Source organism: Youngimonas ophiurae (nom. illeg.), from assembly GCF_049803795.1.
GTDB lineage: Bacteria > Pseudomonadota > Alphaproteobacteria > Rhodobacterales > Rhodobacteraceae > Thalassobius.
Genome location: NZ_JBNAGJ010000014.1, coordinates 16,676 through 42,402, shown reverse-complemented (window position 1 = coordinate 42,402; position 25,727 = coordinate 16,676). Strand labels below are relative to the sequence as shown.

General features: G+C 61.2%; 16 protein-coding genes. 11 read left to right on the top strand and 5 right to left on the bottom strand.

Translation table 11 applies throughout. The features are described 5' to 3' along the window. Positions 1 to 15: 15 nt before the first annotated feature. Positions 16 to 771, top strand: coding sequence for a hypothetical protein (locus ACP15O_RS18425; RefSeq protein ID WP_425097484.1), 756 nt, complete (start codon positions 16 to 18; stop codon positions 769 to 771). A 6-nt stretch (positions 772 to 777) separates the two neighbouring features. Here ACP15O_RS18425 and ACP15O_RS18420 read toward each other — a convergent pair whose 3' ends face one another. After that, positions 778 to 1,665 carry a sulfotransferase gene (locus ACP15O_RS18420; RefSeq protein WP_425097483.1) on the bottom strand — a complete coding sequence of 296 codons (888 nt, stop codon included), beginning with the start codon at positions 1,663 to 1,665 and terminating at the stop codon, positions 778 to 780. 273 nt (positions 1,666 to 1,938) lie between these two features. On the opposite strand from ACP15O_RS18420, the gene ACP15O_RS18415 reads away from it, so the two are divergent. Further along, a complete protein-coding gene (locus ACP15O_RS18415; RefSeq protein WP_425097482.1) occupies positions 1,939 to 7,941 on the top strand; it encodes a glycosyltransferase in 6,003 nt (2,000 codons plus the stop codon). Here the strand turns inward: ACP15O_RS18415 and ACP15O_RS18410 are convergent. Genes ACP15O_RS18410 through ACP15O_RS18400 form a run of 3 tightly spaced genes read right to left on the bottom strand, consistent with a single transcriptional unit; the run spans position 7,919 to position 11,134 of the window. Further along, complete coding sequence (locus ACP15O_RS18410) at positions 7,919 to 9,436, bottom strand: glycosyltransferase (RefSeq protein WP_425097481.1); 1,518 nt, start codon at positions 9,434 to 9,436, stop codon at positions 7,919 to 7,921. The two genes, ACP15O_RS18415 and ACP15O_RS18410, sit on opposite strands and share 23 nt — an antisense overlap. Beyond that, positions 9,433 to 10,524 (bottom strand): hypothetical protein, encoded by a 1,092-nt coding sequence (locus ACP15O_RS18405; protein ID WP_425097480.1) that lies wholly within the window; start codon positions 10,522 to 10,524, stop codon positions 9,433 to 9,435. The genes ACP15O_RS18410 and ACP15O_RS18405 overlap by 4 nt, the downstream gene beginning before the upstream one ends. A gap of 34 nt (positions 10,525 to 10,558) precedes the next feature. Next, complete coding sequence (locus ACP15O_RS18400) at positions 10,559 to 11,134, bottom strand: hypothetical protein (protein ID WP_425097479.1); 576 nt, start codon at positions 11,132 to 11,134, stop codon at positions 10,559 to 10,561. A 242-nt stretch (positions 11,135 to 11,376) separates the two neighbouring features. Between ACP15O_RS18400 and ACP15O_RS18395 the strand changes: the two genes are divergently transcribed. The 9 genes from ACP15O_RS18395 to ACP15O_RS18355 all read left to right on the top strand — a co-directional run bounded on the left by ACP15O_RS18395 (position 11,377) and on the right by ACP15O_RS18355 (position 22,226). Beyond that, positions 11,377 to 12,960, top strand: coding sequence for a coiled-coil domain-containing protein (locus ACP15O_RS18395; protein WP_425097478.1), 1,584 nt, complete (start codon positions 11,377 to 11,379; stop codon positions 12,958 to 12,960). Further along, positions 12,957 to 13,907 carry a hypothetical protein gene (locus tag ACP15O_RS18390; RefSeq protein ID WP_425097477.1) on the top strand — a complete coding sequence of 317 codons (951 nt, stop codon included), beginning with the start codon at positions 12,957 to 12,959 and terminating at the stop codon, positions 13,905 to 13,907. Before ACP15O_RS18395 ends, ACP15O_RS18390 begins: the two co-directional genes overlap by 4 nt. A 167-nt stretch (positions 13,908 to 14,074) precedes the next feature. After that, positions 14,075 to 15,199 (top strand): GDP-mannose 4,6-dehydratase, encoded by a 1,125-nt coding sequence (gmd, locus tag ACP15O_RS18385; RefSeq protein WP_425097476.1) that lies wholly within the window; start codon positions 14,075 to 14,077, stop codon positions 15,197 to 15,199. A 2-nt stretch (positions 15,200 to 15,201) separates the two neighbouring features. Continuing rightward, positions 15,202 to 15,624 (top strand): hypothetical protein, encoded by a 423-nt coding sequence (locus ACP15O_RS18380; protein WP_425097475.1) that lies wholly within the window; start codon positions 15,202 to 15,204, stop codon positions 15,622 to 15,624. 39 nt (positions 15,625 to 15,663) lie between these two features. Continuing rightward, positions 15,664 to 16,632 carry a GDP-L-fucose synthase gene (gene fcl / locus ACP15O_RS18375; protein WP_425097474.1) on the top strand — a complete coding sequence of 323 codons (969 nt, stop codon included), beginning with the start codon at positions 15,664 to 15,666 and terminating at the stop codon, positions 16,630 to 16,632. A gap of 3 nt (positions 16,633 to 16,635) precedes the next feature. Beyond that, positions 16,636 to 17,613: an SGNH/GDSL hydrolase family protein gene (locus ACP15O_RS18370; RefSeq protein ID WP_425097473.1), complete on the top strand. Its 978-nt coding sequence runs from the start codon at positions 16,636 to 16,638 to the stop codon at positions 17,611 to 17,613. After that, a complete protein-coding gene (locus ACP15O_RS18365; protein WP_425097472.1) occupies positions 17,606 to 19,540 on the top strand; it encodes an SGNH/GDSL hydrolase family protein in 1,935 nt (644 codons plus the stop codon). The genes ACP15O_RS18370 and ACP15O_RS18365 overlap by 8 nt, the downstream gene beginning before the upstream one ends. A 44-nt stretch (positions 19,541 to 19,584) precedes the next feature. Then, entirely contained in the window at positions 19,585 to 21,012 is a 1,428-nt protein-coding gene (locus ACP15O_RS18360; RefSeq protein WP_425097471.1) for a mannose-1-phosphate guanylyltransferase/mannose-6-phosphate isomerase, read from the top strand. 47 nt (positions 21,013 to 21,059) lie between these two features. Beyond that, positions 21,060 to 22,226, top strand: a complete 1,167-nt coding sequence (locus ACP15O_RS18355; RefSeq protein WP_425097504.1) for a nucleotide sugar dehydrogenase — start codon at positions 21,060 to 21,062, stop codon at positions 22,224 to 22,226. An 80-nt stretch (positions 22,227 to 22,306) separates the two neighbouring features. Here the strand turns inward: ACP15O_RS18355 and ACP15O_RS18350 are convergent, their stop codons facing one another. After that, on the bottom strand, positions 22,307 to 25,588 hold the full coding sequence (locus ACP15O_RS18350) for an exostosin domain-containing protein (RefSeq protein WP_425097470.1): 3,282 nt from the start codon (positions 25,586 to 25,588) through the stop codon (positions 22,307 to 22,309). Positions 25,589 to 25,727: the final 139 nt, after the last annotated feature.

The following is a 25,727-nucleotide window of genomic DNA, read 5'->3' as shown; positions in this document are numbered from 1 at the left end:
CTCGAAGAGTTTCCATTGAGCCATCCTTTCATCATCTGGACCATGCGCCGCACCGGGGGCACCAGTCTGGCCACTTTGCTGATGAAACTGTCCGAACATCCGGGCACCCAGCACGAACCGTTCAACGCTGACCGGGCTTTGGGCCATGTTCTGACCGCGTGGCAGCAGGATCGGGATGTGCCTGCCATGCGCGGGGCGATCCGGCAGGCGCTGGCCAGAACGCCGACGATCAAACATTGCTACGAGCTGATGCCGCTCAAGCTGAACCGGGCGTTGCTGCAGGTGTCCAACAACCTGGGCTATCGCCATATCATTCTGGAACGTCAGGACGAGGCGGCGCGCATTCTGTCCCTGGAGCTGGCCAAGATGACCGGCGCCTGGGGCAAAGAGGCCGCGACGGATATTTACGCGCAGATCGCCGCGGGCAACCGTCAGATGGAGCCGATTGATACCTCATCCGCGCTTAGCCATCTGCGCACATGTCGCCAGAAACGCGCGGATCTGCTGGCGCTGTTCGCGGAATACCAGCAAGAGCCTTTCAGCGTTTGTTTCGAAGACATGTACACCGATTACGATCGGGGCCGGGCCAAGCTGCAAGAGCTGCTGGACTTCCTGAGCCTCGATGTCTCGGGCCTGCCCGATTTCGAGGATCAGGTGCGCACGGCCCTGGTGCAGAGCGGGCAGAACTCGGCCCGGATGCAGCACTATGTGCCCAATCTGCACAAGGCCCGCCAGGTGTTGCAGCGCGCGCTGGACGAGGAAAGCCGCTGACCGGGATCAGTCCAGCAGGGCCGCATAGGGCCAGATCTTGCGAATGAACGCATCTCCGAACCGATCCGCACAATATTCATAGGCCCCGCGGTAATGCTCGGCCACGCCCCTAAGCGCCTGGGGGTCGGGGTTGTCGGTCTTGGGCGAGGCATTGGATTTCGCGTTCAGATTGGCATCCTGGCGGCGAATGCCCAGGAAATCGCAAATCGCATCGACATGAGACTGATCGAACAGGGTCTCATAGAATCCATAGTGAATGTCCTCGGCGGGGAACACGCGCTCCAGCTTGGGCAGGATCACATCGTATTTGGTGCGCTTTTCCTGCCAGTCGGCCTTGGCGCTTTTGCCGAAGTTCTGGCGCGCGCGCTCATAGGCCTCGGGGGTGCCAAAGGTATTGCGAACCCCCATCCGCAGCGCCGAATAGCACCGATCTACCGGGTCACGCATCAGGAACACCACCTTGATCCGGTATCCCCGTGCCTCCAGCGCGTCGCGCAGGCGCCGGAACCGGGTTTCCTCCAGGCCCGAATAGGCGGGGGTGATTTCCCCGGTCAGCGATGCGTTCGGATTCTGCGCGACCACCCGGTCGAAATAGGACAGGTAGTGCGGCAGCCCCATGGTGGCCGAGACCGCATCCATCGCCCGTTCGAAGGCCCGGTTGGCCTGGGCGCGGTCCTGCGCGTCCGCCCCGGTCAGGGCCTCGATGGCCTGTGTCAGGGTCTCTAACCGTTCCTGATGGATATTGGCGTTCTCGGCCCGTTCCGACAGGGTGGGAAAGGCGTGGAGTTCCTTGATCGGCCCGATGGCGCAGTCGGGATGGTGGCGCAGAAATTCATGCAGCCAAGTTGTGCCAGCTTTTTGGGCACCCACACCCAACAGAAAAGTCTTTGTCATTCTATATGACTCCCAAAATGAGTCCCAAGCCCGCATCGTTGCGAACCTCTGCCCGTCGGCGGGGGAAAAGCCCCGGAAATCCGCACGGATTTCGCGATATCGGGATTGGTATAAAACGAGAGGGATAGAGGTACAATTGAATTGCACCCCGTCCCCCCGGTCCGGCCCCGCCTGTGTAACGGGCATAAAAGCGGGGCGTTGATGCTGTTGCTCTGGTTTCCAAGAGATGGGACAGCTAGAACGGGACGATAGATATAATAACGGCGTTTTCTTGTGAGCTTTCCTCTGATCTCGATCATTCTGCCTGTGTATAATGTGCAGGATCACGTGGCGGCCTGCATCACCAGCCTGCGGGCGCAGACCTTGACGGATTTTCAGGTGCTGCTGATTGACGATGGTTCAACCGATGACAGCGCGCGCCGTGCCCGTGCCGCCATTGGCGAGGATCCGCGGTTTCAGGTGATTTCTCAGGATAACCGGGGCCTGTCAGGGGCGCGCAATGCCGGTCTGGATCTGGCACAGGGAGAGTATATCGCCTTTCTGGACAGCGATGACCGTTTCGCCCCGCAGTTTCTGGAACATATGCTGCGTGCGCTGACGGGCAGCGGGGCCGATTGGGTGGCCTGCGGGATTCAGTTCTGTTTTCCCGATGGAGCCAGCACGCGGCATTCGGCCATTCACGGGCGGGCGGCGCAGCACAGCTCGGGGCGGGTGACGCGGTTTGATCTGTCCGACTGGGGCCAGGCGATCCGGCATTTCCCCTCGGCTTGGAACAAGCTTTACCGGCGCTCTTTGATCGAGGGGCTGCGCTTCCCTGAAGGCACCTGGTTCGAGGATCACGGGTTTTTCTATCGCGCCGCCGCGCGCACCGATCATATCGTGCATCTGGCGGAACCGCTGTATCTGCAAACCCGAGGCCGCGCCGGACAGATCACCGGCCGTGACGATGACCGGGTGTTCGAACAGTTCGATGTGCTTGAGGATATGCGCGCCCTGATGCAGGGGCACCATTCCGGCGGCCCCGCCGCCTTTGAGAAAATCGCCACCCGGCTGCTGTTCGAACGCTCGACCGCGCTGCGCGATCCCCAGCGGCGCGCGCGCTATGCCCGGGCCTGTGCCGCCTATCTGGAACAGCACGGCCTAAGCTATCGCCCAGATTGGGATCCGCATATCTCGCGCGCCTGGGCGTTGGAAATGGCCGGCGACATCCCGCTAAGCGTGATCATTCCCTGGTCGGGTCAGGCCCTCGATCTGCTGTTGGACAGTCTGCGCGCGCTGGCCGCCCAAGGCGCGCCCGGCCGGGAAGTCCTGATCGTCTGCGATCGTGAAAACCTGGCGGATCAGGCTCGAAAACAGGCTCTGAATCACCTCAATGTGCGGGTTTTGGTGCAGCGCGGGCGCGGCGCGGGGGCGGCGCGTAATGCCGGGCTGGACGCGGCGCAGGGGCGCTATGTCTGCTTTTTGGATGCCGGGGACCGGCTGGCCGAAATGGCGCTGCATGACTGGGTGGATGGCGCGATCGAGGCGCAGGCGGATATGGTGGTCTCGGCCTATCTGCAAGGGATCGGCACGGGCGATACCCATTGCGGTTTTGTCGATGAGGCCTCTGTTTCGCGCGCGAAACTGACCGAGGGGCCCTTTGCCTTTACCCCCAAAGAGGCGCTTTTGCTGGATCCGCAGGTATCGGCCAAACTGTATCGCCGGGCCTTTGTGCAAGACGCAGGCATCCGGTTCGGCACAGGGGCCCTGCCCGGCTGGCAGATGGCGCTCAAGGCGGCTCTGGCGGCGAAAACGGCGCTGTATTTCCCCTGGGCGGGGGCCGAGATTCGCCAACGCCCATTGGCGCGGCACTCCGCCGGGCAGCTGGCGCGGGGCCTGGACCGGCTGGCCCGCAGCCTGACCCCCGATCAGGCCGCGCAATTGCCGCAAGGCTGGTGGCGGCAACTGTTTGCCCGCGCTTTGTGGCAGCAGTGGTCCCGCGCGGCACCTGCACGCGCCCGGCCGGGCAAGGCTGTCTTTGCGGCCAGCGCAGGCTGGGCGGCCTTGTGGCGGGGAAAATCGCGCCATCGCACCCCGCTGGACCCCGGAATGGGCCCCCGGATCGAACAACTGCTTAGCCTGGAGGCTCTGCTCCGGCGGCGCCCGGCTCTGGCTTGCGCCTCGCAGGTGGATGCCGGCCCCGATGATGATCTTTCACAAACTCTGCAAGGAGCGAACATGCTGTCCTTTGCCGTGCAGGAAGGCGCGCGTCTGCGCTACCGGGCGGAATTCTCGGCCCATCCTTATGCCAATATCTCATTTTATGACGCAGAGCGGGAAAATATCCTGTTCCACCTGTCGCTGCGCCACGATGAATCCCGCGCGGTCTGCAACCGGCGCGACGGCGAAACCTGGAAACGCGAGATCGGCCGGGCGGTTCAGCTGCCGGCCGCAGGCGTGACGGTCGATATTCTGTTCACCCCTCCCGTTGTCACCGTGAAGCTGGACGGCCGCCAGGTGTTTCGGTTCGGCAAGGGGCTGCGTCGGCCGTTTCCGCAGACGGGCCGGATTGCCTATATGGATCTGCAAGGCGGGATCACGCCGGGCGGGGTGGATATCGACGATCTGACGCAGGCACCGGACAATCGCCTGTATCTGAACAGCCGGCTGGAACTGCGCGCGCATCTGCGCGACTTGCCCCCCGAAACCGAATTGCACATGCAGGTAAGCGGAACAAAAGAAGCGCTGCCGGTGATCGTGCAGCCTGCCGGGGGCGGTCTGGAGCTGCGCGCCTTGTTGCCGGGCCGTGTCTGGGACACGGTGCCAGCGGATATGCCGCTGGAAATCGCGGTGATGCACGCGGATGGCCGCGCAGCCTGCCCGGCTTTGTCGCTGGACCGCGCCGCGCTGGCGCAGCGTATAGATCAGAGCCTGACCCGGCTGGATCTGCGCAATGATGCCCTGACGGCGATGCAGGTTCTGGAACATATCCGCTTTGCCGGGCTGCGGGCGCAATTGTCCGCTCAGGCGCGGACCCGGCTCAGTACGGTGCAGCGGTTTTTCAAGCTGGATGATTTCCTGCTGGACACGGACGAGAAAGCCCCCGATCTGCCTCCTCCTCCTCCTCCTCCTCCTCCTCCTCCTCCTCCTCCGCCGCCTGCCGACCCCGATCCGGTGGTCGTGGCTCAGGCGCGCTTTGGGCACAGGCTGCACGCGGATCCCGCTCTGGACCCGCTGGACCTGATCCAGAGCCTGACCTCGGATATGCCGCGTGAAAAGCGCCCCTATCTGTATCTGGCGCTGTGCGAATATTTCTGCGATCCGACCCGCGATTTCGAGGCCTTCCATGCGCAATTCCTGGAAGAGGGCTATGGCAATGTTCTGGCCCCTGCCCCCGGTGATGTTTGGAAAAACTCGGCGCTGGTGCCGTTTTTGCTGCTGGAGGGGCGTCACAAGGAACTGCAGGACATCCTGTGGCCTCTGACCGAACCCACCAAGGACTGGATCGTGACGCCCGCCATGGCCTGGGCGCTGCGCCGGGTGATCTGGGACACATCCCTGCCCGATGACACCCGCGAGGCGGTGCTCTATGCGGGGCTGGAACTGATCCGCCAGCAGGCCTGGAACTACTGGGGACGGGCCCATTGCGTGGCGCTGACCGGGGCGGCGGTGCAGGTGGTTTTGCATCGGGATCGCTTTGCCGATTACACGCATTCCACGATTCTACAGGTCCTGCGCGAGGCCTATGGCCTGTCGCGGCAATTCTGGCAGATGCTGGAGGAGGCGCTGGCCGGGGCTCCGATCCCCGAGGCGCTGGCCCCGGCCAAAGCCGCCTTTGATATCGTGGCGCGCGCGGCAAGCACCGGGCAGGCGGATATGCAGACCGAACAGGCGCTGGATCTGTTCACCCGCTACGGCACGGCCGATACGCTGCGCACCCGGCGCGAGGTGCTGGGCCCGGCCGCGCAATATCTGCCCCCGGACAGCCCCCCCGATGCCGCCAGCCTGACTCTGGCCGGGGTGGACCCGCAAGAGGCCGTCCTGCGCCACATGGCCTTTCCCGGCGCGGCGGCGGTGGGGCCGGATCTGGTGGCCCTGTCGGCCCGGACAGTGCCCCAGCTTTACCCCGATGTGCCCCGCGCGCCCTATTATGCGGCGCAATTGCGGGTCAGCCGCAGCATTCAGGCGCTGCTGACGCAAGACGGGCCGATCCAGCCAGCGCAAATCCGGGCTCTGCAAGACGATCTGAAACTTGTGGCCGGGGCGCGGGATCAATTCCTGGGGCTGGGTCTGATTTTGGCTCTGATACGGGGAGTTTTGACCCTTGGCAGCCCCTCAGAGACATATAGCGCGGCCCTGTCCATTCTGGCGGATCTGGTTCAGGCCATCGACCCGCAGGATCATGAGGCCCTGCAACAGGCCCCTGCCCCGCGTCTGGCGCTGATGGCCTTGCGTCAGGTGCCCAAAGCGGATGGGGCCTTGGCGCTGATGGCCGGGCTTTTGCCGCAGACAGAGGACAGCTCTGGCGCCCTGCCCCCCTGCCCCGGCGGCCTGCGGCAATCGGCTCTTTATGATACGATCGTCACGGTGTTTTCCTGTGTGCCGAACCTGACCACCCGCATCCCGCCGATGCGCGCCGGCTGGCTGACCCTGCTCAGCGCGCTGGACATTCCCTATGTGATCGTGGTGGGCAATGGGAACGGCCGGATCGAGGGCGACGTGCTGCATGTGGACGCCCCCGACGATTACGAGGGGCTGCCGCAGAAAACCCTGGCCACGCTGCGCTGGGTGCATGATCACACGCCCTATGCTCATATGCTGAAAATCGACGATGATTGCTTCCTCAATGTCGAGGAATTCTTCCACTCGCTCAGCTATCGCAAGTTTGACTATTACGGCCGGGTGCTGACGCGCAACGCCGGCCAGACCGATCGCGCCTGGCATAACGAAAAATCCACGTCCCTGCGCGGGCGGCTGGAGCTGGATAAATCACCTGAACCCTCCACCTATACCGATGGGGGCTCGGGTTATGTGATCAGCCGCACCGCCATGGCCGCCGCGATTGACGCGATGAACAGCCCCGAGGGGCAATATCTGATCCAGGTTTCGTTCATGGAGGATAAGATGCTGGGCGATCTGCTGGCCCTGCGCGGCATCCGCCCCGCGGACGAGGATTACCGCATCGCCATCCGCCGCCGCACCTGGGGCAAGGCCCGCCCGGTATCGCGCTGGGTGAACAGTTTCGATGCCAGCCCCGCCGCGCCCGTCAAACTGGTGCATCTGGATGCGCATGACACGCAAATTCCGGCGATGGAGACCCTGAAAACCCCGATCCTGACGCCGAAAAAAATCTGGCCCAGCTATCAGGATGTGCAACTGGTTTACCAAAGCAACGCGCTGGAGCTGATCAGCCCTCAGGATCGGCTGGACGCCGCCCGCGAGGCCGAGGTCGCCGTGGTCGCCTGCATGCGCAATGAGATGTTCATGCTGCCGCAATTCCTGGCCCATTACCGCAAGCTGGGCGTGACCAGTTTCATGATCGTGGACAACTGTTCAGATGACGGCACGCTGGAATACCTGCTGGATCAGCCCGACGTGGCGCTGTTTTCCGTGGATACCGATTACAACCTGTCCTACTATGGTGTGGCCTGGCAGCAGGCGATGATGGCGGGGTTCCGTGTGGGCAAATGGTCTTTGGTGGCCGATGCGGATGAATTGCTGGTCTGGCAGGAGAATCAGACCCAAACCTTGCCCGATTTGCTGAAAACCGACGATTTCCAGGGCGTGGATGCGGCGCGGATTTTCATGCTGGATATGTACCCCAAGGGGTCCCTGTCAGAGGCCACATTCGAAACCGACCCCTTTGCCGAGGCCGGCTATGTTGATCGCGAACCCTTCCTGACGAATTGGACGGGGCGGGGGCCGTTCTCTAATATGCCCACCTGGACCAGCGCCCTGCGCCACCGGCTGATTGCCGGATCGCGCACCGATCTGTTCGTGGCGCAGAAAATCGCGCTGTTGAAATATCAGCCGTGGATGCGGGTCTCGGCCGGGCTGCATTTCCTGACCGATGTGCAGCTGTCATCGCGCGAGCTGCTGTTCGCCCATTTCAAATACAACGCCGATTTCCGCCGCAAAGCCCAGGCCGAGGTCGCCCGCGGGCAGCATTTCAACGATGCCGAGGAATACCGCAAATACCTGGCGCTGATTTCCGAAGGGCGCGACGTGATCTATGAGGACGGCCTGTCCGTGCCCTGGACGCAAGCGCCGTTTGTTAAGGCATTGCTGCAGGAATAGGGTCTGAAACAGGCTCTGATCCGGCGTAAACCGCGCGCAATTCATCCAGGTGCTGCGGCATCGACACCGGCGCGCGGGCCCCGGCCCAGTAGGCGGCCAGATCAATCTGCCCCGACAGGATGGCGCGCAGGCGGGCGTGGAAGGCCTCAACATCGCCGGCGCGGAACACCATTTGCGGGCAATGCGCCAATTCCTGCGCCCCGCCCAGATCGCTGGTCAGCAGCGGAATGTGCCGGGCGTGCATTTCAATCGCAACCTGAGGCAGGTTGTCATTCCACAGCACCGGGATGACGCCCAGATCCACGTTCTTCAGCAGATCATCCAGCCCGTCATGGGTATAGCCGTCGGCATAGCTGAGCCCGCCCAGACGCGCCCCCAGATCCGAGAGCCTCTCTAACGTGCCGTCCTTGATATCGCGCGCGGCCACCACCAGGCGGATGCGTTTGGCCAGAGGCTCGGGCAGGGATTCCAGCGCCTCCAGCAGGAAAAAGAACCCCTTATCCCGGCGCATATAGCCCAGATAGGCCATGCTGAACGTGCCATCGGATTGCAGCAGGCTGGGCTTGGGCCGGGTGCGGGTGAAGCAATCGGCCTCGGCCGTGCCAATATACGAGGTCTTCAGCAGATCGCGCCGCACCCCAAAGCGCTCGGCAATATGGCCCACCGCATCCGAGACGCACAGCACCCGGTCGCAATGATCGTTGATCATCTGCACCATCTGGGCGCGGCGCGCGGCAAAAGGCGTGCCGTCGGGGGCGCTGAGCGGGGCCAGACGGCCGGGTTTGGGCAGGGGCTTCCCCCCCCGCCGCAGCAGTTTCAGCCCCATGGCCACGCGCCGGCCCACCTTGATCGTGGGGCGGAACAGAGCCTCGAACGCTGTGGAGCCGGGCCGCAGCCCCGCAGATTTCAGATGATAAGCCAGCCCGTTGGCCAGTTTCAGCTGCTGCGCATTATGCGTATGGGGCAGGCAGTGGACGCATGTGCGCCCCTGATCGAAATCCGTGCAGGTTTCGCGTTCCTGATGCCACAGGTTCACCTGCGGGCAGAACGGATAATAATTGTGCAGAGACAGGATCACGCGGGTATCGGGCCAGATGGATTTCAGATCCAGCGCCTGAACGGGCAGGCCTTCCAGATTGTTGAAATGCACCACGTCATAGGGGCCGGTGGCGTCGATGAAATCATGCAGCGCCCGCAAGGTCGCGTCATCGCGCAGCTGGCTGGCCTGACCAAAGGAATGATGCGCGGGCGACAGCACCCCCGAGTTGACGATCTCATAGCGGCGATGGCGGTCCTGGGCGGGCCCGTGGCGCATCTGTTCCCAGCGCGGCACCCGCCGCAGCAGATCATAGGAAATCCCCGAGGACAGAAAGGTGGCCTTGATCCCGTCCTGCCGGTCCAGTTCCTTCAGGACATTGCGCTGATACTGAGTCACCCCGCCGCCGCGGTTCTCGTCGTCCAGATAGTCGACCCAGTTATAGTAGAGGATCCTCATTTCTTTGGCCTGGGGTCCAGGGCCAGGTGCTGCTCTAGCCGGTGCAGCCTGTCATGAAGACCTGCGTTTTCCTTGGTCATGCGCTGGCGCAGCGCGTGCAGCTCGTTCAGCAACATCCCGGTCATGTGCCAGATCTGGCGGTCGGTTTCCGGTTCGGGCCGGGGCAGATCCGCGCCCAAAGTCCCGACCAGATCGGGCCCGGCGCCGGGGATCAGGGCCTGGAGATTTTCCAACCCCGCAACCGCCTGGCTGCGGACCTGCGCGAAATCTCCGGCGGGCGCACCGGCGTCCTCTTGCTGCCGTTCGTTGAATTTCTGGCTCCGGATCACTGTCCAGTCGATGACATCCTTGGGGATGCCCGCATTCTGCATCATCCGCACCAGCTCCAGGGTGCTGTCATCCATGCGCGGGTTCGGATCGATCAGTGGCAGACTGACCCCGTCATCGGGCAGCTCAACCCCGAAGAGCGACAGGAAATCGCGATAGAGACTGTCATCATGGCGGCTGGCTTCGTCATAAGAGCGCAGGATCAGCGCTTCGGGGCCGAAAATCTCGGCCCAGGGTTTCAGCGCCAGGGCGTAATCATAGTGCACCGGCTCGATCACCTGGGTCACGGCCGTGTTGAAATCCGGCACCCTGACGCCCATTTTCACCAGCTGGTTATACCAGGACCGCAGATGGCTTGCGGGGGGGCGCAGATAGGCGATGACCCGGATCTGCAGATCCTGAGCATAGGTCGTCACGATGGATTTCAGCCGTTCTGCGGCCTCGGGGACATTACCCAGGCGCGCGAATTCCTCGGAGCTGACAATCATCCGGCCAGAGGGGCTGGTGCGGGTTTCGGCGAACAATTCCTGCCACAGGGTTTCAGGGGCAACGGGGTTATCATAGCCATGCATCAGCCGGGTCACCCCTGCCGCCTTATAAAGCGCAAAAGCATAGATCGAGTGTTTGCCCAGATGGCGCCGCTGCGCACCATAGGCCAGATCATGATTGGCCAGGAATTCGGGATTGTTGGACAAAAGCGCCTGAAGCGCCGTCGTGCCGGTCTTGAAATGACCGATATGGAGATAGAGTGTCTTTGTCATCTGCGTACCACCTGCTGATCGTGATCCGCAGGCCTTACCCTACGCTGGCGGCCTGGGCCGAGGCAGACCGGAACCCGCGCCCGGCTTCGACAACGAAAAGGCGCATGTCATGCAATGTCAGGGAAAAGGCCTGGCACGGCAGGGGAATGACCAGGGTATGAAAGGCCTCCTGGATCAGCGGATCGCCCGGTTCGACCGTATGCAGCAGGGTCGAGATCTGGCGGCCCTCGCCTTTTACGTCCAGGCCGTCCTGCCAGTAGGTGTCACCATGGTTTTCCTCAAGCGCCGAGCGGCAAAACGGCGCGCTGTAGAAGGCTCTGGCGCTTTCGGTTTCGAACACGATCCCCAGCACATCGCCGACCTTCAGAGCCCCCTGGCCCAGCCCGATATTGAGGGAAAACCAGCGCGGCTCTTGCGACACCTGGGCCTCCAGGGCCAGCAGCATGTTTGCATCGGTCTGGGCTGTCAGCTCGACGCGGCCGTCTTCATCATCCCAGCTGACATAGATTTCAGGGCTTAAATGTGCATTGTTTTCAATCAGTAGATCGTCTTGATTGGCGCGGCATGTGGAAATGACATCCGCGGTAAAGGTCTCAATAGAATGCGACATGAAAATTTCCCATCTTTTCAGCCGTTACAGCAGGAAAACAAATACAAGGCAAGCTGCTTGGCTTCAAAATGGCTGTGGGCGCAGAATATGCGCGAATTAGGCGCAGGATAGCGGCAGGGCCGCAAAACGACCGTTTGTTGCGCGGATTTCGTGAATACCCGCACCAGTCGGTTGAAGGCCCAGCACAACCCGCCTAAACAGAAATGAATAGAGCCTGTTAATGCGCCAAAGGATTTTTTCTCATGCCCTCTTCCCTGGATTTGCACGCGGCGTCTCCTTTTGGAACCATCCTCTATATCGGGGCCGGTGAGGCACAGGACCTTGGACAGTTTCAGGACCTGAACCCCCAGCAGATCCTCCTGGTCGAGGCCAACCCCGCGCGGGCCAGGGCCCTGGAAAAGCAGGTGGCCGGACAGGCGGGAATCGAGATCCTGTCCGTCGCGGTCGGCGGGTTCACCGGCCAGGGCCGGCTGCGGATTCTGAACATGCCGGAATATTCCAGCCTGCGCCCCTTTACCGGGCTGTCCGATCTGTTCCCCGGCATCCGCGAAACCCGCCAGACAGATGTCGATACCTATATGGCGCACGAGTTGGTTTCCCAGCTGGATCTGCCCGAAGACCGGGCCCATGTGCTGATCCTGGACGCGCCTGGCGTCGAAGAGGTGATCCTGCATTCCCTGATCGCCCATGACCAACTGACCCGATTCGAATATGTGATTCTGCGCGCTGGCATCGAGCCCTTCTATGAAGGCAACAAGGGGTTGGACGCCCTGATTCCGATGGCCACTCAGGCAGGGTTCCGCGCTGTCGGGCGCAGCGAAGAAGACCCGGATTTCCCACAGGCGACGCTGGTCAAGGATCCGCTGACACTGGAAAACCGCGCCTTGCAGGAAAAGCAAACCACCCTTGAGGCCAGGCTGAAAACACTGGAAGGGACACTCAAGACCGCTCAGGCCCGTGCCACAAAGGCCGAGGGCGCCTGGAAAGAGGTTAACGAGAGCCTCAAGGCCAAGACCTCGGAGCTGACTGAGACCACCGACAAGCTGACCGCCGCTCAGGCCCGTGCCACAAAGGCCGAGGGCGCCTGGAAAGAGGTTAACGAGAGCCTCAAGGCCAAGACCTCGGAGCTGAGTGAAACCGCCGACAAACTGACCGCCGCCCAGGCCCGCGCCACCAAGGCCGAGGGCGCCTGGAAAGAGGTTAACGAGAGCCTCAAGGCCAAGACCTCGGAGCTGAGTGAAACCGCCGACAAGCTGACCGCCGCCCAGGCCCGCGCCACCAAGGCCGAGGGCGCCTGGAAAGAGGTTAACGAGAGCCTCAAGGCCAAGACCTCGGAGCTGAGTGAAACCGCCGACAAACTGACCGCCGCCCAGGCCCGCGCCACCAAGGCCGAGGCAGATCTGGCCGCCCAGGCCGAAATCCTCAGCATGACAAAGACCGCGGCCCAGACCGAACAGAACGCGTTGAAAGAACGTCTGGCGCAACGCGAAGAGGCTCTGGAACGCAAGGAGATGGACCTGGGTGTCGCCCTGCGATCGCAATCCGCTTTGCAAATGGATCTGCAAACGCTCCGGAACAATTATGAGACGCTTCGGGCCGAGAAAACCGCGCAGGACAAGCTTCTGCTGCAAGTGACGACCCGGCTGAATGCGGCGTCCAGATACCTGCACATGCTCAATGCCGCGCCCGGCGAGACGGCGACGCCCGAACTGGATTCGCCCGAATCTCAGGAGGATCCCGCGCCCCAGCCAGCAGCCAAACCCACCGGAAAATCCCGCGCCCGCAAAACCAGCGCGCCCCGGAAAAAGCGCGGAGCCACAAAATGACCGACGCGGCGGATCTGAAAGGGCTGGTCGATGATGCCCTGGGCCTGCTGGTGCCCTATTCTCAGGATGCCTTATTGCCCGATCAGGGGGCGACGGCCCCCCTGGAAAGCCTGCTGGCGCAATGTCAGGATTACAGTCAGCGCATCCTGAATGCCCCCCCCGAGCCGATGCGCATGATCCACCATTTTGCCTGTACAGGTGGCACGCTGATGTCACGAGCCCTGGCCAGCCAGCCCAACACGATGGTGCTGAGCGAAGTGGACCCGTTCAGCAGGTGGTTCCGCCCGCCGGGCCAGTTCGCTCCGACCGATCTGATCTTTCTGTCGCGCCTGGACCGCTGCCCACCCGATCAAAAGACGATCACGGCCATGTTCCTGGCCGCCTTGCAAGAGCTTCACAACGCCATGGCACAACAAGCCCGCCATGTTGTCATCCGCGACCACACCCATTCGCATTTTTGCGATGAGGCCCCGGAAAAACGCCCGCTGCTGGGATCCGTGATCCAGCAGGGCTTCGAGACGCGGCAGATCATTACCGTGCGGCACCCGCTGGATTCCTATCTGTCGCTGCGCAAGATGAACAGCGCCACCGGCCCCGTGGCGACTCTGGACGGATACGCCGCGCGATACCTGATGTTTCTGAACAGTTATCCCGGTGTTGATCTGTTCCGCTACGAGGATTTCGTGATCGACCCGGACGGTATCTGCCAGAAAATGTCAGACATCCTTGAGCTGGATTTCAACCCGCATTGGCAAGACACCCTGCCGATCATCCATCTGTCCGGGGACAGCGGCCGCAAGGGTGTTCGCATTTCTCCGCGTGACCGCAGACCCATTGACACCCGCACCCAAAGCGAGCTGGAAAAGGGCAGTTCCTGCTACGAACAGCTGTGCACACAGCTGGGATATGATCCCGATCCGGCCGCATCCGCATATCCTGCGGAATGAAGCGCTCAGTTTGCAGGCACTCTCCCGGCGGAGCGCCGCCTTTTTAAGCCCATGCGACGGGTTTCCGTCTTGTGGCACCTACATCGCTTTGTTAATCGAAGTGCGTAGAGAACGACATGCCGTTACTACTTCTTCACGGCACAAGACATTCAATTGATGGATATGACATGGCTAAAAAGGCATTGATTACTGGCGTTACCGGCCAGGATGGCTCTTACTTGGCAGAATTTCTGCTGGAAAAGGGCTACGAAGTTCACGGAATTAAACGTCGGGCCTCGCTGTTCAACACGCAGCGCGTGGACCACATCTACCAAGATCCCCATGTCAACAATGCCAATTTCAAGCTGCATTACGGCGATCTGACCGACACCTCGAACCTGACCCGCATCCTGCAAGAGGTCCAGCCCGACGAGGTCTATAACCTGGGCGCACAATCCCACGTGGCCGTCAGCTTTGAGGCGCCCGAATATACCGCCGACGTGGATGCGATCGGCACCCTGCGCCTGCTGGAGGCGATCCGCTTCCTGGGGCTGGAGAAAAAGACCAAGTTCTACCAGGCCTCGACCTCGGAACTCTATGGTCTGGTCCAGGAAATCCCGCAGACCGAAACCACCCCGTTCCACCCGCGTTCGCCCTATGCGGTGGCGAAAATGTATGCGTTCTGGATCGCGGTGAACTATCGCGAGGCCTACGGCATGTATGCCTGTAACGGCATCCTCTTTAACCACGAAAGCCCGCGTCGCGGCGAAACCTTCGTGACCCGTAAAATCACCCGCGGCATGGCCAACATCGCCCAGGGGCTGGAGCCGTGCCTGTACATGGGCAACATCGATTCCTTGCGCGACTGGGGCCACGCCAAGGACTATGTCCGCATGCAGTGGATGATGCTGCAGCAGGACAAGCCCGAGGATTTCGTGATCGCCACCGGCGTGCAATATTCCGTGCGTGAATTCATCACCTGGTCGGCCGCCGAACTGGGTGTGACCCTGGAATTCACCGGCACTGGCGTCGATGAAATCGCCACCGTCACCGCGATCGAGGGCGATAACGCGCCCGCGCTGAAAGTGGGCGACGTGGTCATGCGCATTGATCCGCGTTACTTCCGTCCCGCCGAGGTGGAAACCCTGCTGGGCGATCCGGCCAAGGCCAAGAAGGTGCTGGGCTGGGTGCCGGAAATCACCGCGCAGGAAATGTGCGCCGAGATGGTCGCAGACGATCTGAAGGCCGCCAAACGTCACGCCCTGCTCAAAGAGCACGGCATGGATGTGCCGGTTTCCCTGGAAGACGGATAAGCGTGTTCAACGTGGGCCTCAAACAGTACGACCCTCACTTCTCACTCGTCTTTATTCATGTCCCTAAGACGGCGGGTCGGAGTGTCCGTACTGTTTTCCACGATTGGTTTGGCCCGCGTTTCTTCGCTCATTCTTTCAGCCGACAACGGAACTTTGAAAGTAAGGCCAATTATCCCGGCATAGTAGATAAGGTCTTTGTTTATATCGGTCGCACCGAAGCCCTGATAGCCTCTATGCGGCACATCGCGGGCCACTTCGGGCGGATGGTTCAGCCTGCTGAACCCGGTACGGTGCCGCACCCCGGCCGTGACAAACAAAATGACGACATCCATGGGCTCCGGGGTTTGTTTTACAAAAACAACGTATTGAAATTTGAAGTCTATAATTGCGTCAAACAGCGGTTTGGCGCGCCTTCTGAACCGTAAGGACTTAAGTGGATGTCTGGATCATACCAAGCACACGAAATGCGCAAGATTTACGTTGCTGGACATCGCGGCATGGTGGGGGGCGCAATTCTGCGCCGCCTACAGGCCCGTAAAGACGCAGGCGAGGCGATCGAGCTGATCACCCGCACCTCCTCGGAGCTGGATCTGACCGATCAGGTCGCCGTGCGCGATTTTTTCCAGACGGAAAAGCCCGATGTGGTGATCCTGGCCGCGGCCAAGGTGGGCGGCATTTTCGCCAACAACACCTACCCGGCTGAATTCATCTATGAAAACCTGATGATCGAATGCAACGTGATCCATCAGGCCTATGCGGCTGGCGTCAAAACCCTGCTGCAACTGGGATCCAGCTGCATCTATCCCAAGGCTGTGCCGCAGCCCATGAAAGAAGACGCGCTGCTGACCGGCACGCTGGAACCCACGAACGAGCCCTACGCCGTGGCCAAAATCGCCGGCATCAAGCTGTGCGAGAGCTATAACCGGCAATATGGCGTGGATTACCGCTCGGTGATGCCGACCAACCTGTATGGGCCGGGCGATAACTTCCACCCCGAAAACAGCCATGTGCTGCCCGCGCTGATCCGCCGCTTCCACGAGGCCGCGCAAAACGGCACCGAAGAGGTGGTGATCTGGGGCTCGGGCAAGCCGATGCGTGAATTCCTGCACGTGGATGACATGGCCGAGGCCAGCCTTTTCGTGCTGGAACTGGACAAGGACACCTACGAGGCCAACACCGAACCGATGCTAAGCCACATCAACGTGGGCACCGGCACCGACGTGTCGATCCTGGAGCTGGCGCATATGGTGGCCGAGGTGACGGGCTTTAAGGGCAAGATCAGCAACGATCCCTCCAAACCCGACGGCACCATGAAGAAACTGATGGATGTCAGCCGGCTGGCCGATATGGGCTGGAAAGCCAAGGTCGGCCTGCGCGAAGGGCTGGAAGAAACCTATGAGTGGTTCAAGGCGTCTGAAGATTTGCGGATGTAATTCATGAAGGTTCTGGTCCTCGGCTACAGCGTCACGGCTGAAGGCCCTGGCTTTGTGGAAATCGCCGCCCAGAAGCTGGGCAGCGGTTCCGCAATCACCCTGGTCAAGGCCGGGCTGGGCGGGGTGCAGCCCTATCACGCCCGGCATCTGTTCCCGTCTATTCTGCGCCACCACAAACCCGACGCGGTGATCCTGGATCAATCCACCCCCGGCTATCGTGGGTTTCTGCGGGACCGGAAGGAATATTTCCGGTCGCTGCACGCCTTGCTGCGGGATGTTCAGGCCCAGGGCCTGAAATTCGGTTTTCTGGACCTGCCGCGGATCGACGTGGATTTCGCCGATGACTGGGTTGCGGATTATCACGCCCGGCTGGCGGCGGATTATGGCGTGCCGCAGGTGGTGGTGCCCCTGCAAGAGGGCGTGCTGCGCGACGAGGTCCACCCCACCGAAACAGGGCGCGGGATCTTTGCGGATGCGCTGCTGTCCCTGCTGGACCGGCTGGCCCCGCTTAAGGGCCCGGCGGATCGCTTTGCCGATGCCCCGCGCTACGATGCCCTGATGGCCACCGATCTGGTCGGAGACCACATGCCGCGCTATCTGCTGTCACGCGGCGGCTATGATGAAAACATGGTTCTGGTCGGCTCGGGTCTGACGCTGACCCTGCCCTTTGGCGCCCCCTATGTGGTGCGTGGTTTCAGCGGGCTGATGTGGCCCCGTTGCGGCGCGTTTGAAATCCGCCTGGCAGATCAGACAATCCACCATCAGATGTATAACGAGTTTTGTTACTATCCCCGTATGGGGGCCGTCATGTTCGGCGCTCCACACGATTTACAACGCCACACGGCCAGTTGGGCCAGTTTTCACCAGTTGCCTGAACAACCCGACATCCCCTTGCGCAAAGGCACCGTGAACACGATGCCGCGCCTGGGCGCCATTGGCAGCATCTTTATCGAACATCAGGAAGGCACACCCAATGGCTGACGAAAAGATTCTGGTTCTGGGATTCAGTGTTACGGCTGAACGGCCCGGCTTTGTCGGAGTCGCCAAGGAAGAACTGGAGCGCCGCTTCAACGCCGAGGTCGTCAAGGCCGGGCTGGGCGGTTTGCAACCCTATCACTCGCGCTATCTGTTCCCGCAGATCATCGACGAACACGACCCCGACATCCTGATCCTGGATCATGCCACCCCGGCCTTTCGCAACTTCTACAACGACCAGGAAGATTACCGGCTGTCCCTGCTCAGCGTTCTGCGCGAATGCCAGGAACGCGGCATCCGCATGGCCATGATCGATTTCCCCCGGACGGATGTGGATTACAAGAATGACTGGGTCAGCAAATGCCATGATCTGATCTGCGGCATGCTGGATGTCCCCTATCGCCGTGTCGACCTGAAAGAGGGCGTGCTGCGCGACGAGGTCCATACCACGGAATATGGCAGCCGGTTCTATGCCGACATCCTGCTGGAAATGGTGCCCCAGGCCAGAGAGCTGGACATCGACCCCAGCTATTTCGCCGATGTACCCCGATATGATGCCCTGCGCATGGTCGACGCCCTGCCCGGCCGCCCCGTCCACACGGTGGATCGCGGCGGATACCGGACGGACCTGGTGCGCTTGCCCGCCGGGGAAACCGTGAATGTGCGCTTTGATCCGCCGCGTAAATTCTGTGGTTTCACCGCCCTGATGGGGCCGCGTACCGGGGCGTTGGAAATCAAGGCCGGGCCGATCAAACGCCGACAGGTGTCCTATGATCAGTTCTGTTATTATGAGCGAATGGGCGCTTTCGTCGTCAATGAGGGGATTAAAGGGCCCAAAGTGGACGGGATTTCAGTGACACAGAGCTCTGAAATCCCGACAATAGATTTATTGAAAGGCGAAAAGAACACCGATTCCCGGATCGGTGCGATCGGTCACATTTTCACCGAACGCCCCTCGCTTGGACGAAAGGATTCAAAGATGAAGTTTTTGGTTTTTGGCTTTAGCGTCACCGGAGAAGTCCCCGGATATGTCGAAAAATGCGCCGAAATCTGTGCCGACAGCCGTCCTGACTATGAGGTTACGAAAATCGGGATCGGCGGGTTGCAGCCGAACCATGCCCGCCATCTGGTGGATGCGTTCCTGCGCTCGGAAAAACCCGACGCCCTGATCATCGAGTTTTCAACCGCGGCCTATCGCACCCAGAACTCCAACGATTACCGGATCAAGGAACAGCAGGCCACGCTGCAAAGCATTCTGCGGCTGTGCAAGGAAAACAAGGTCCGCCTGGGCGTGCTGGACCTGCCTTTGACCGGCGTGAACCCCGATGACGACTGGGTGGCGGATACGAACCGGGCCATCTGCAAGAAACACCGCGTCCCGCGCGTGGAACTGGATCTGAAACCCGAGCTGCTGTGGGACAATGTCCACCCCACCGACGAGGGCAAAGAGGTCTACGCCAAGGCTCTGCTGGGGCTGCTGGACAAGGTCAACAAAACCAAGCCGCTGTTCCGCGGCCTGACCAAAGCCCGCAAATTCTCGGCCTATGCCATCCCCGAGGTTGACGTCAAAGGCGGGTTCATGCGCGAGTTCTCGCGCCATGGCTATGTTGCGGACATGCTGGCCGTGCCCGAGGGCCAGAATGTCACCGTGACCCTGCCCAAAGAGGTTAAGATGACGGCCCTGATCGTCGGCATTGGCCCCAAAAGCAGCATGATGGTCTTCCAGATCGGAAAGGAAAACCAGATCCTGCAATGCTTTGACCAGTTCTGCTACTACGAACGTGTCGGCGGGCGCTCTTTCACGCCGGTGACCACGGACAAGTTTGTCGTCGCACAATCCGCCAAGCTTCCTGAGACCGAACTTCTGAAAGGGGTCAAGGACACAGGTCCCCGGACCGGAGGCATCACTCACATCCTGTACGAGGAAGAATAGCGTTCTTCCCACGCATTTTACGCCAAACGCATAAGGTTAAATTCATGACCACGATCCATCCCATTCTTCTCTGCGGCGGTTCCGGCACTCGTCTGTGGCCGCTGTCGCGCAAATCCTATCCCAAGCAGTTCGCCAAGCTGATGGGGGACGAAAGCCTGTTCCAGGCCTCGGCCCAGCGTCTGTCCGGGGCCGGTTTTGCCGCCCCCGTTGTGGTGACGGGCGATCCGTTCCGCTTCATCGTGACCGAGCAGCTGGCCCAGGTGGAAATGGCCGCCGCCGGCATCCTGATCGAACCCGAAGGGCGCAACACCGCCCCCGCCGTTCTGGCCGCCGCCCTGTGGCTGGCCAAGACCGACGAGGACGCGCTGATGCTGGTGGCGCCCTCGGATCACGTGATCCCCGATGCCTCTGCCTTCCGGGCGGCGGTGCAGGCCGCAGCCCCGCGGGCGCTGGCCGGCGATCTGGTGACCTTCGGGATCGCCCCCACCCGTCCCGAAACCGGCTATGGCTATCTGGAACTGACCGCCGGGGCCGATGCCAGCGCGTCCGAGCCGCAAAGCCTGGCGCGTTTCGTCGAAAAACCCGATCTGGACAGCGCCACCCAGATGCTGGCCGCGGGCAATTTCCTGTGGAATGCAGGGATTTTCCTGTTCACCGCGAAGGCCGTGATTGCCGCCTATCGCACCCACGCGCCCGCCCTGGTCGACGCGGTTGCCGCCTCGCTGGACAAGGCCGACGCGGATCTGGGCTTTACCCGTCTGGACCCGGGCGCCTGGGCCCAGGCCGAAGACATCTCGATCGACTATGCGATCATGGAAAAAGCCGACAATCTGGCCGTGATGCCCTATGGTGCGGGCTGGTCGGATCTGGGCGGCTGGGATGCCGTCTGGATGGAAAGCGCGCAGGATGACGCCGGCAATGCCTGCTCGGCCGAGGCCACCGCGATTGATTGCACCGATACGCTGCTGCGCTCGGAAACCCCCGGTCAGCAGGTCGTGGGCATCGGGCTGGACAACATGATGGTCGTTGCCATGGGCGATGCGGTCATGGTGGCCCCCAAGGATCAGGCCCAACGGGTCAAGGATGCCGTGGCCGCGCTGAAGGCCAAGGGCGCCAGCCAGGCCGTGCAGCTGCCGCGCGATTACCGCCCCTGGGGCTGGTACGAAAGCCTGGTCGTGGGCGGACGTTTTCAGGTGAAACGCATCGTTGTGACCCCTGGCGCGTCACTGTCGCTGCAATCGCACCATCACCGCTCCGAACATTGGATCGTGGTCGAGGGCACGGCCAAGGTCACCGTGGATGAAACCGTGAAACTGGTGACGGAAAACCAGTCGGTCTATATCCCGCTGGGCGCCGTGCACCGCATGGAAAACCCCGGCAAGGTGCCGATGGTCCTGATCGAAGTGCAAACCGGCTCGTATCTGGGTGAAGACGACATCATCCGCTACGAAGACGTCTATGCGCGCAGCTAACGCCGCGCCCTGAACTTTCACGACACAGGAAACTATCCATGTCTGCTATGAAAATCGCCGTTGCCGGGATCGGCTATGTCGGCCTGTCCAATGCCGTTCTGCTGGCCCAACATAACACTGTCTGCGCACTGGATATCAGCGAGGACCGTGTGGCCAAGCTGAACCAGCGCCAAAGCCCAATCGTGGATGCCGAGCTGGAGGTCTACCTGGCCGAGAAGACGCTGGACCTGACGGCCACCACCGATCCGGCCGTGGCCTTTGACGGGGCCGATTACATTATCGTCGCCACGCCCACCAACTATGACCCTGAAACCAACTTCTTCGACACCTCCAGTGTCGAAGCGGTGATCGAGAAGGCCATCGCGCTGAACCCCACCGCCACGATCGTGATCAAATCCACGATCCCGGTGGGCTATACCCAATCGCTGTGCAAACAGCTGAACACCGATCAGGTGATCTTCAGCCCTGAATTCCTGCGCGAGGGCCGGGCGCTTTATGACAACCTGCATCCCAGCCGGATCATCGTAGGCGAGCAATCCCAGCGCGCCCGCGTCTTTGCCGATCTGCTGCGCCAGGGCGCCATTGCCCAGGACATTGAGGTCCTGTTCACCGATGCCTCCGAGGCCGAGGCGATCAAGCTCTTTGCCAACACCTACCTGGCCATGCGCGTGGCGTTTTTCAACGAACTGGACAGCTACGCCCTGGCGCATGGTCTGGACAGCCGTCAGGTGATCGAAGGCGTGAGCCTGGATCCGCGGATCGGCAACCATTACAACAACCCCTCGTTCGGCTATGGCGGCTATTGCCTGCCCAAGGACACCAAGCAGCTGCTGGCCAACTACTCCGAGGTGCCGCAGAACCTGATCAAGGCCATCGTCGAGGCCAACCGCACCCGCAAGGATTTCATCTCGGAGCAGATCCTGGCGCGCAAACCCGAACGCGTGGGCATTTTTCGCCTGGTGATGAAGCAAGGCTCGGACAACTTCCGCCAAAGCTCGATCCAGGGGGTGATGAAACGCCTGAAGGCCAAGGGGATCGAGATCATCGTCTATGAGCCCGCCATGGCCGAAGAGAGCTTCTATGGCTCGCGCGTGACCCATGATCTGGACGGGTTCAAGGACGAATGCGACGTGATCATCGCCAACCGGCAACACCCCGATCTGGAAGATGTCGCCGCAAAGATCTTTACCCGCGATCTGTTCGGATCAGACTGACCGCCTGCATCCATTCCGAAACGATCAAAGCCGGCCCTTTGCGGGGCCGGCTTTGTGCATTTTCAGTGGTTCCAGTGGGATCAGAGCTTCTCCAGCTCGTCCATGATCGTGTCCACCACGCGCTGACGTTCGCGCACGACGGCCGCTTCATCCGTAAAGGTGGCCTGCAGCGACCGGGCGGTTTCCAGCCAGCTTTTGGCAAACTCCGCGTCCGGCTTGAAGGTCTCGATCTTTTTGGCGGCCTCTTCGGCGGACAGGCCGAACGTGTTGATCATGCTGGTCTCAGGGACCAGGGTCAGCACCTGGTGCTCCTTGTCAGCGTAATAGGTCGGAATGCCGCCCACCACGAAAGCATCGAAGATTTTCTCCGAGATATAGCTCTTCTGGTGGGTGTTCTCAAAGGATGAGGCCACCCGTACCCGCATGTCCAACGCGGCCAGCTTGTCCAGGTGCCAATCGGGCAGCGCCTGGCGCTTAGCGTCGGTCCGCCAGCCCTTGCCCTCGCGCAGCGTACCTTTGGCTCCGACTTTGCGGGCCACCTGAGTGCGATAGGTGCTCAGCCCATAAACCCCGTGTTCGGGGAAGGCCTTGGCGTAATTCTCGCCATCGCGCACCTCGGCATAGAAGGCGGCGGGAATGGCGGCTTTCTCCCAATGTTTCAGCAGGTTGGCCGGTGTGATGTCGCTATGACGCGAGATCAGCAGACCATAGCGCGCCAGGAAATCTTCACTGGTCAGCAGGAAATACGGGATCTTCTCGAAGTCGAAAATCGTCGAGTTGCTGTGATTGAGAAACGTATAAGCCAGGTCGGTCTCGCCGCATTTGGCCTTGCGGTTCCGGCCGACAAAGCCCCCCGACCAGGTGCTGTCCCACAGCGGTTCCTCAGAGATGACGACAACCTTGGTATCGGCGCGTTCCTTGGCCAGTTTCTCAAAGCTTTCGGCGTTTTCGCGGATGTCCAGGTTGAACCCGGTCATCACCATATCGGCCTGCATCATGTCATCGACCAGGGTAATCCGGTCCCCGGCCACGCGCTGGAACGGCGCATAGCTGAGCGGGGTGCGGTTCGAATGGCGGCCGAACAGACAGATCTTGGGGCCCTTGCCGCCATTGACCATCGGCGCGGCCTCGATTGGCTTGGGCTTTGTGCTGGCCTCGGCGCGGACATGGCTGACGACGCGTTGGTAATGCTGCACCACCGGGTGATCGCGGCCCAGAACCTCTTGCGAGAGGATAACAACCTGGCCCAGCGGGGTGTCATCGCTCAACTCGGGCAGGACATCGGCCCCGTCCAGAAGCAGATCGCTGCTACAGGTCCGCAGCAGGAATTGCGCATCCGGAGCCGACGGCGCCCCACCGGGCGGCACCCGCCCCAGCAGACGCTCGCGCAGCGGCGGCAGGGCCTGCCCATTTTTCAGCGCGACGCCCTCGGGGGACAGGCCCTCGGCCTGACCGGCCAGTTTCAGCATCAAGACCTGCACATCATACACGAAGGAATGCGGCCCATAGAGAATCCACAGCTGGCGCATCGCATGGCGCATCTTGGCCAGGTTGGCCGGGTCCTTGGCGATGGCTTCCAGACGGGCAGGCAGCGCTTTGATGGCCTCGGGGGTTTCCTTGCAGAAGACCGCCGCCTCTTGCCACAGCGCCTGGTTGCCGGGCGTGGCATAGGTATCGGCCAGGATGACCGGGATGGATCCGGCGCCCAGGGATTCCCACAGGCGGATCGAGTTCGGCCCCGACCCGGCCGGACACAGCGAGAAGATGCTCTGCGCCAGCGATTCCTTGAACTGATCCGAGGCGGACTGGTTCACCAGTTCGTCTTTCTTCTCGTCTTTCTTGTCGGTCTTCAGAATCTGATGTTCGTAGACGACCTTGTTATAATGCCAGCTGTCGCGCCCGATGATCATGCCGCGCGGGTGATCCTTGAGCAGATCCAGAATCAGCTCACGCGAATTGGTCAGGTAATACTGGTTCGACTTTGCCCCGATAAACGAGAACAGATGCGGCCGCTTGGCCGAGGCATCGGCATCGGTTTCCGCGGTCACCTGCACCGGATACAGCGGGAAGGGCTCCAACGAGATCCCCGAGGTGGTCTGATCCCGGTCATCCTGCGTGGCATGCGTCCAGAAGATGTGCTCGATCCCAGCCTCTTCGAACAGGTACATGAAATCTTTCATCTTGATGTGCTGACACACCGTCACCCGTTTGCTGCCCGCCGGCAACTGGCGGCAAAAATGCTGGAAACCGGCCATATGCACATGGGCATCAAAGGCATTGGTCTGCAGCTTGTCGATCAGGTTGGCCCAGGGATAGGCCACATACACAACCCCATCGGGCACCGCGCCCAGATCCCGCAGCTGGTGATAGGCGTGCTGCTCGGTCACGGCCGGGAACTGCCAGTCGTGATCATAGGCCAGGATATTGTCCTTGAACGAGATGATCTCTTCCAGCGGCTTGGCCGTCTCGGTCGGGATGACACCCTCTGCGACCGTCCGAGGCCCTTTCAGCCGGACCACTTTCTTGGGTTTACTGTCGAATACCCGCATATGGTTATGCTCTAGCATACCACCGCGATCTTCCTCGATGATGGACAGGCGCCCATCTCCATAGCGCGTGGCAAAAACACGGCGGATGACGGCCGCATTGGCCCCCAGGGTCTTCAGGCTTTCCTTGCGCGTTTTCTCGGGGATAACGCTGTCGATCTCGGCCATGTATTTTTCCCGCAGGCGGGCCGAAAGCTGTCCCTCCTGGATGCGGAAACTGCCCAGAACGAATTTAGACTGCACCAACGAGGACCGCTCGGCAAACAGGCGCCACAGGTTCCAGTCGCCCGCCAGTTTCATCGGTCGGATGGTCTGATCAGGCTTGATCGAGGCCCACAGCCAGCGGCGGAAGAACGTGCCCTCTTGCTGCAGGAAATTCCAATGCACCCCGTCGCACAGCCCCGCCTTGATCGCGGCCTTGGGGATCGGATTGTCAGACATCAGCAACGGCGTGTCATCCCGGATCACCGACGTCGCCCCACCAATCCAGGACACTTGTTGCGGTGTGAACTGGCGTTCGACATTGATGACAAAGGCCAACGCCCCCTGCGCCAGCATATCGTCGGCGTTGATCCAGGTCATGAAGCTGTTGGCCGGGATGCGCATGGCGTCGAATCCTTTGCACAGCGCATCATACATCCCCTTGTCGGGGGACGAATCAAACGTGAACTGAATGCCCAGACACTGAATCGGGAACCCTTCCGAGGCCAGGCGGCGCTGCCACCAAAGCAGCCGGTCCAGGGTGCCATCGGTCGATCCGCCATCCTGGATATGATACCGGATAAAGAAATCTCCCGCCTGGGTAGCAACGCTCAAAATGGTGCGATCAATGGTCGAGATACTATCCAAACAAGGGGTAGTAATAAACACGGTATACGACATGTATGGTCCTAGAGATTGGTCTAAATCGTGTGTGCAAGAGAATAGATTATGCTGAGAAATCAGCTATCAGGTC

Excerpts from the sequence above, each read along its gene's own strand:
- gmd (WP_425097476.1), top strand. The coding sequence starts at position 14,075 with ATGGCTAAAAAGGCATTGATTACTGGCGTTACCGGCCAGGATGGCTCT.
- ACP15O_RS18390 (WP_425097477.1), top strand. The coding sequence starts at position 12,957 with ATGACCGACGCGGCGGATCTGAAAGGGCTGGTCGATGATGCCCTGGGC.
- ACP15O_RS18395 (WP_425097478.1), top strand. The coding sequence starts at position 11,377 with ATGCCCTCTTCCCTGGATTTGCACGCGGCGTCTCCTTTTGGAACCATC.
- ACP15O_RS18360 (WP_425097471.1), top strand. The coding sequence starts at position 19,585 with ATGACCACGATCCATCCCATTCTTCTCTGCGGCGGTTCCGGCACTCGT.
- ACP15O_RS18410 (WP_425097481.1), bottom strand. The coding sequence starts at position 9,436 with ATGAGGATCCTCTACTATAACTGGGTCGACTATCTGGACGACGAGAAC.
- ACP15O_RS18355 (WP_425097504.1), top strand. The coding sequence starts at position 21,060 with ATGAAAATCGCCGTTGCCGGGATCGGCTATGTCGGCCTGTCCAATGCC.
- ACP15O_RS18420 (WP_425097483.1), bottom strand. The coding sequence starts at position 1,665 with ATGACAAAGACTTTTCTGTTGGGTGTGGGTGCCCAAAAAGCTGGCACA.
- ACP15O_RS18400 (WP_425097479.1), bottom strand. The coding sequence starts at position 11,134 with ATGTCGCATTCTATTGAGACCTTTACCGCGGATGTCATTTCCACATGC.
- ACP15O_RS18370 (WP_425097473.1), top strand. The coding sequence starts at position 16,636 with ATGAAGGTTCTGGTCCTCGGCTACAGCGTCACGGCTGAAGGCCCTGGC.
- ACP15O_RS18405 (WP_425097480.1), bottom strand. The coding sequence starts at position 10,524 with ATGACAAAGACACTCTATCTCCATATCGGTCATTTCAAGACCGGCACG.
- ACP15O_RS18365 (WP_425097472.1), top strand. The coding sequence starts at position 17,606 with ATGGCTGACGAAAAGATTCTGGTTCTGGGATTCAGTGTTACGGCTGAA.
- fcl (WP_425097474.1), top strand. The coding sequence starts at position 15,664 with ATGCGCAAGATTTACGTTGCTGGACATCGCGGCATGGTGGGGGGCGCA.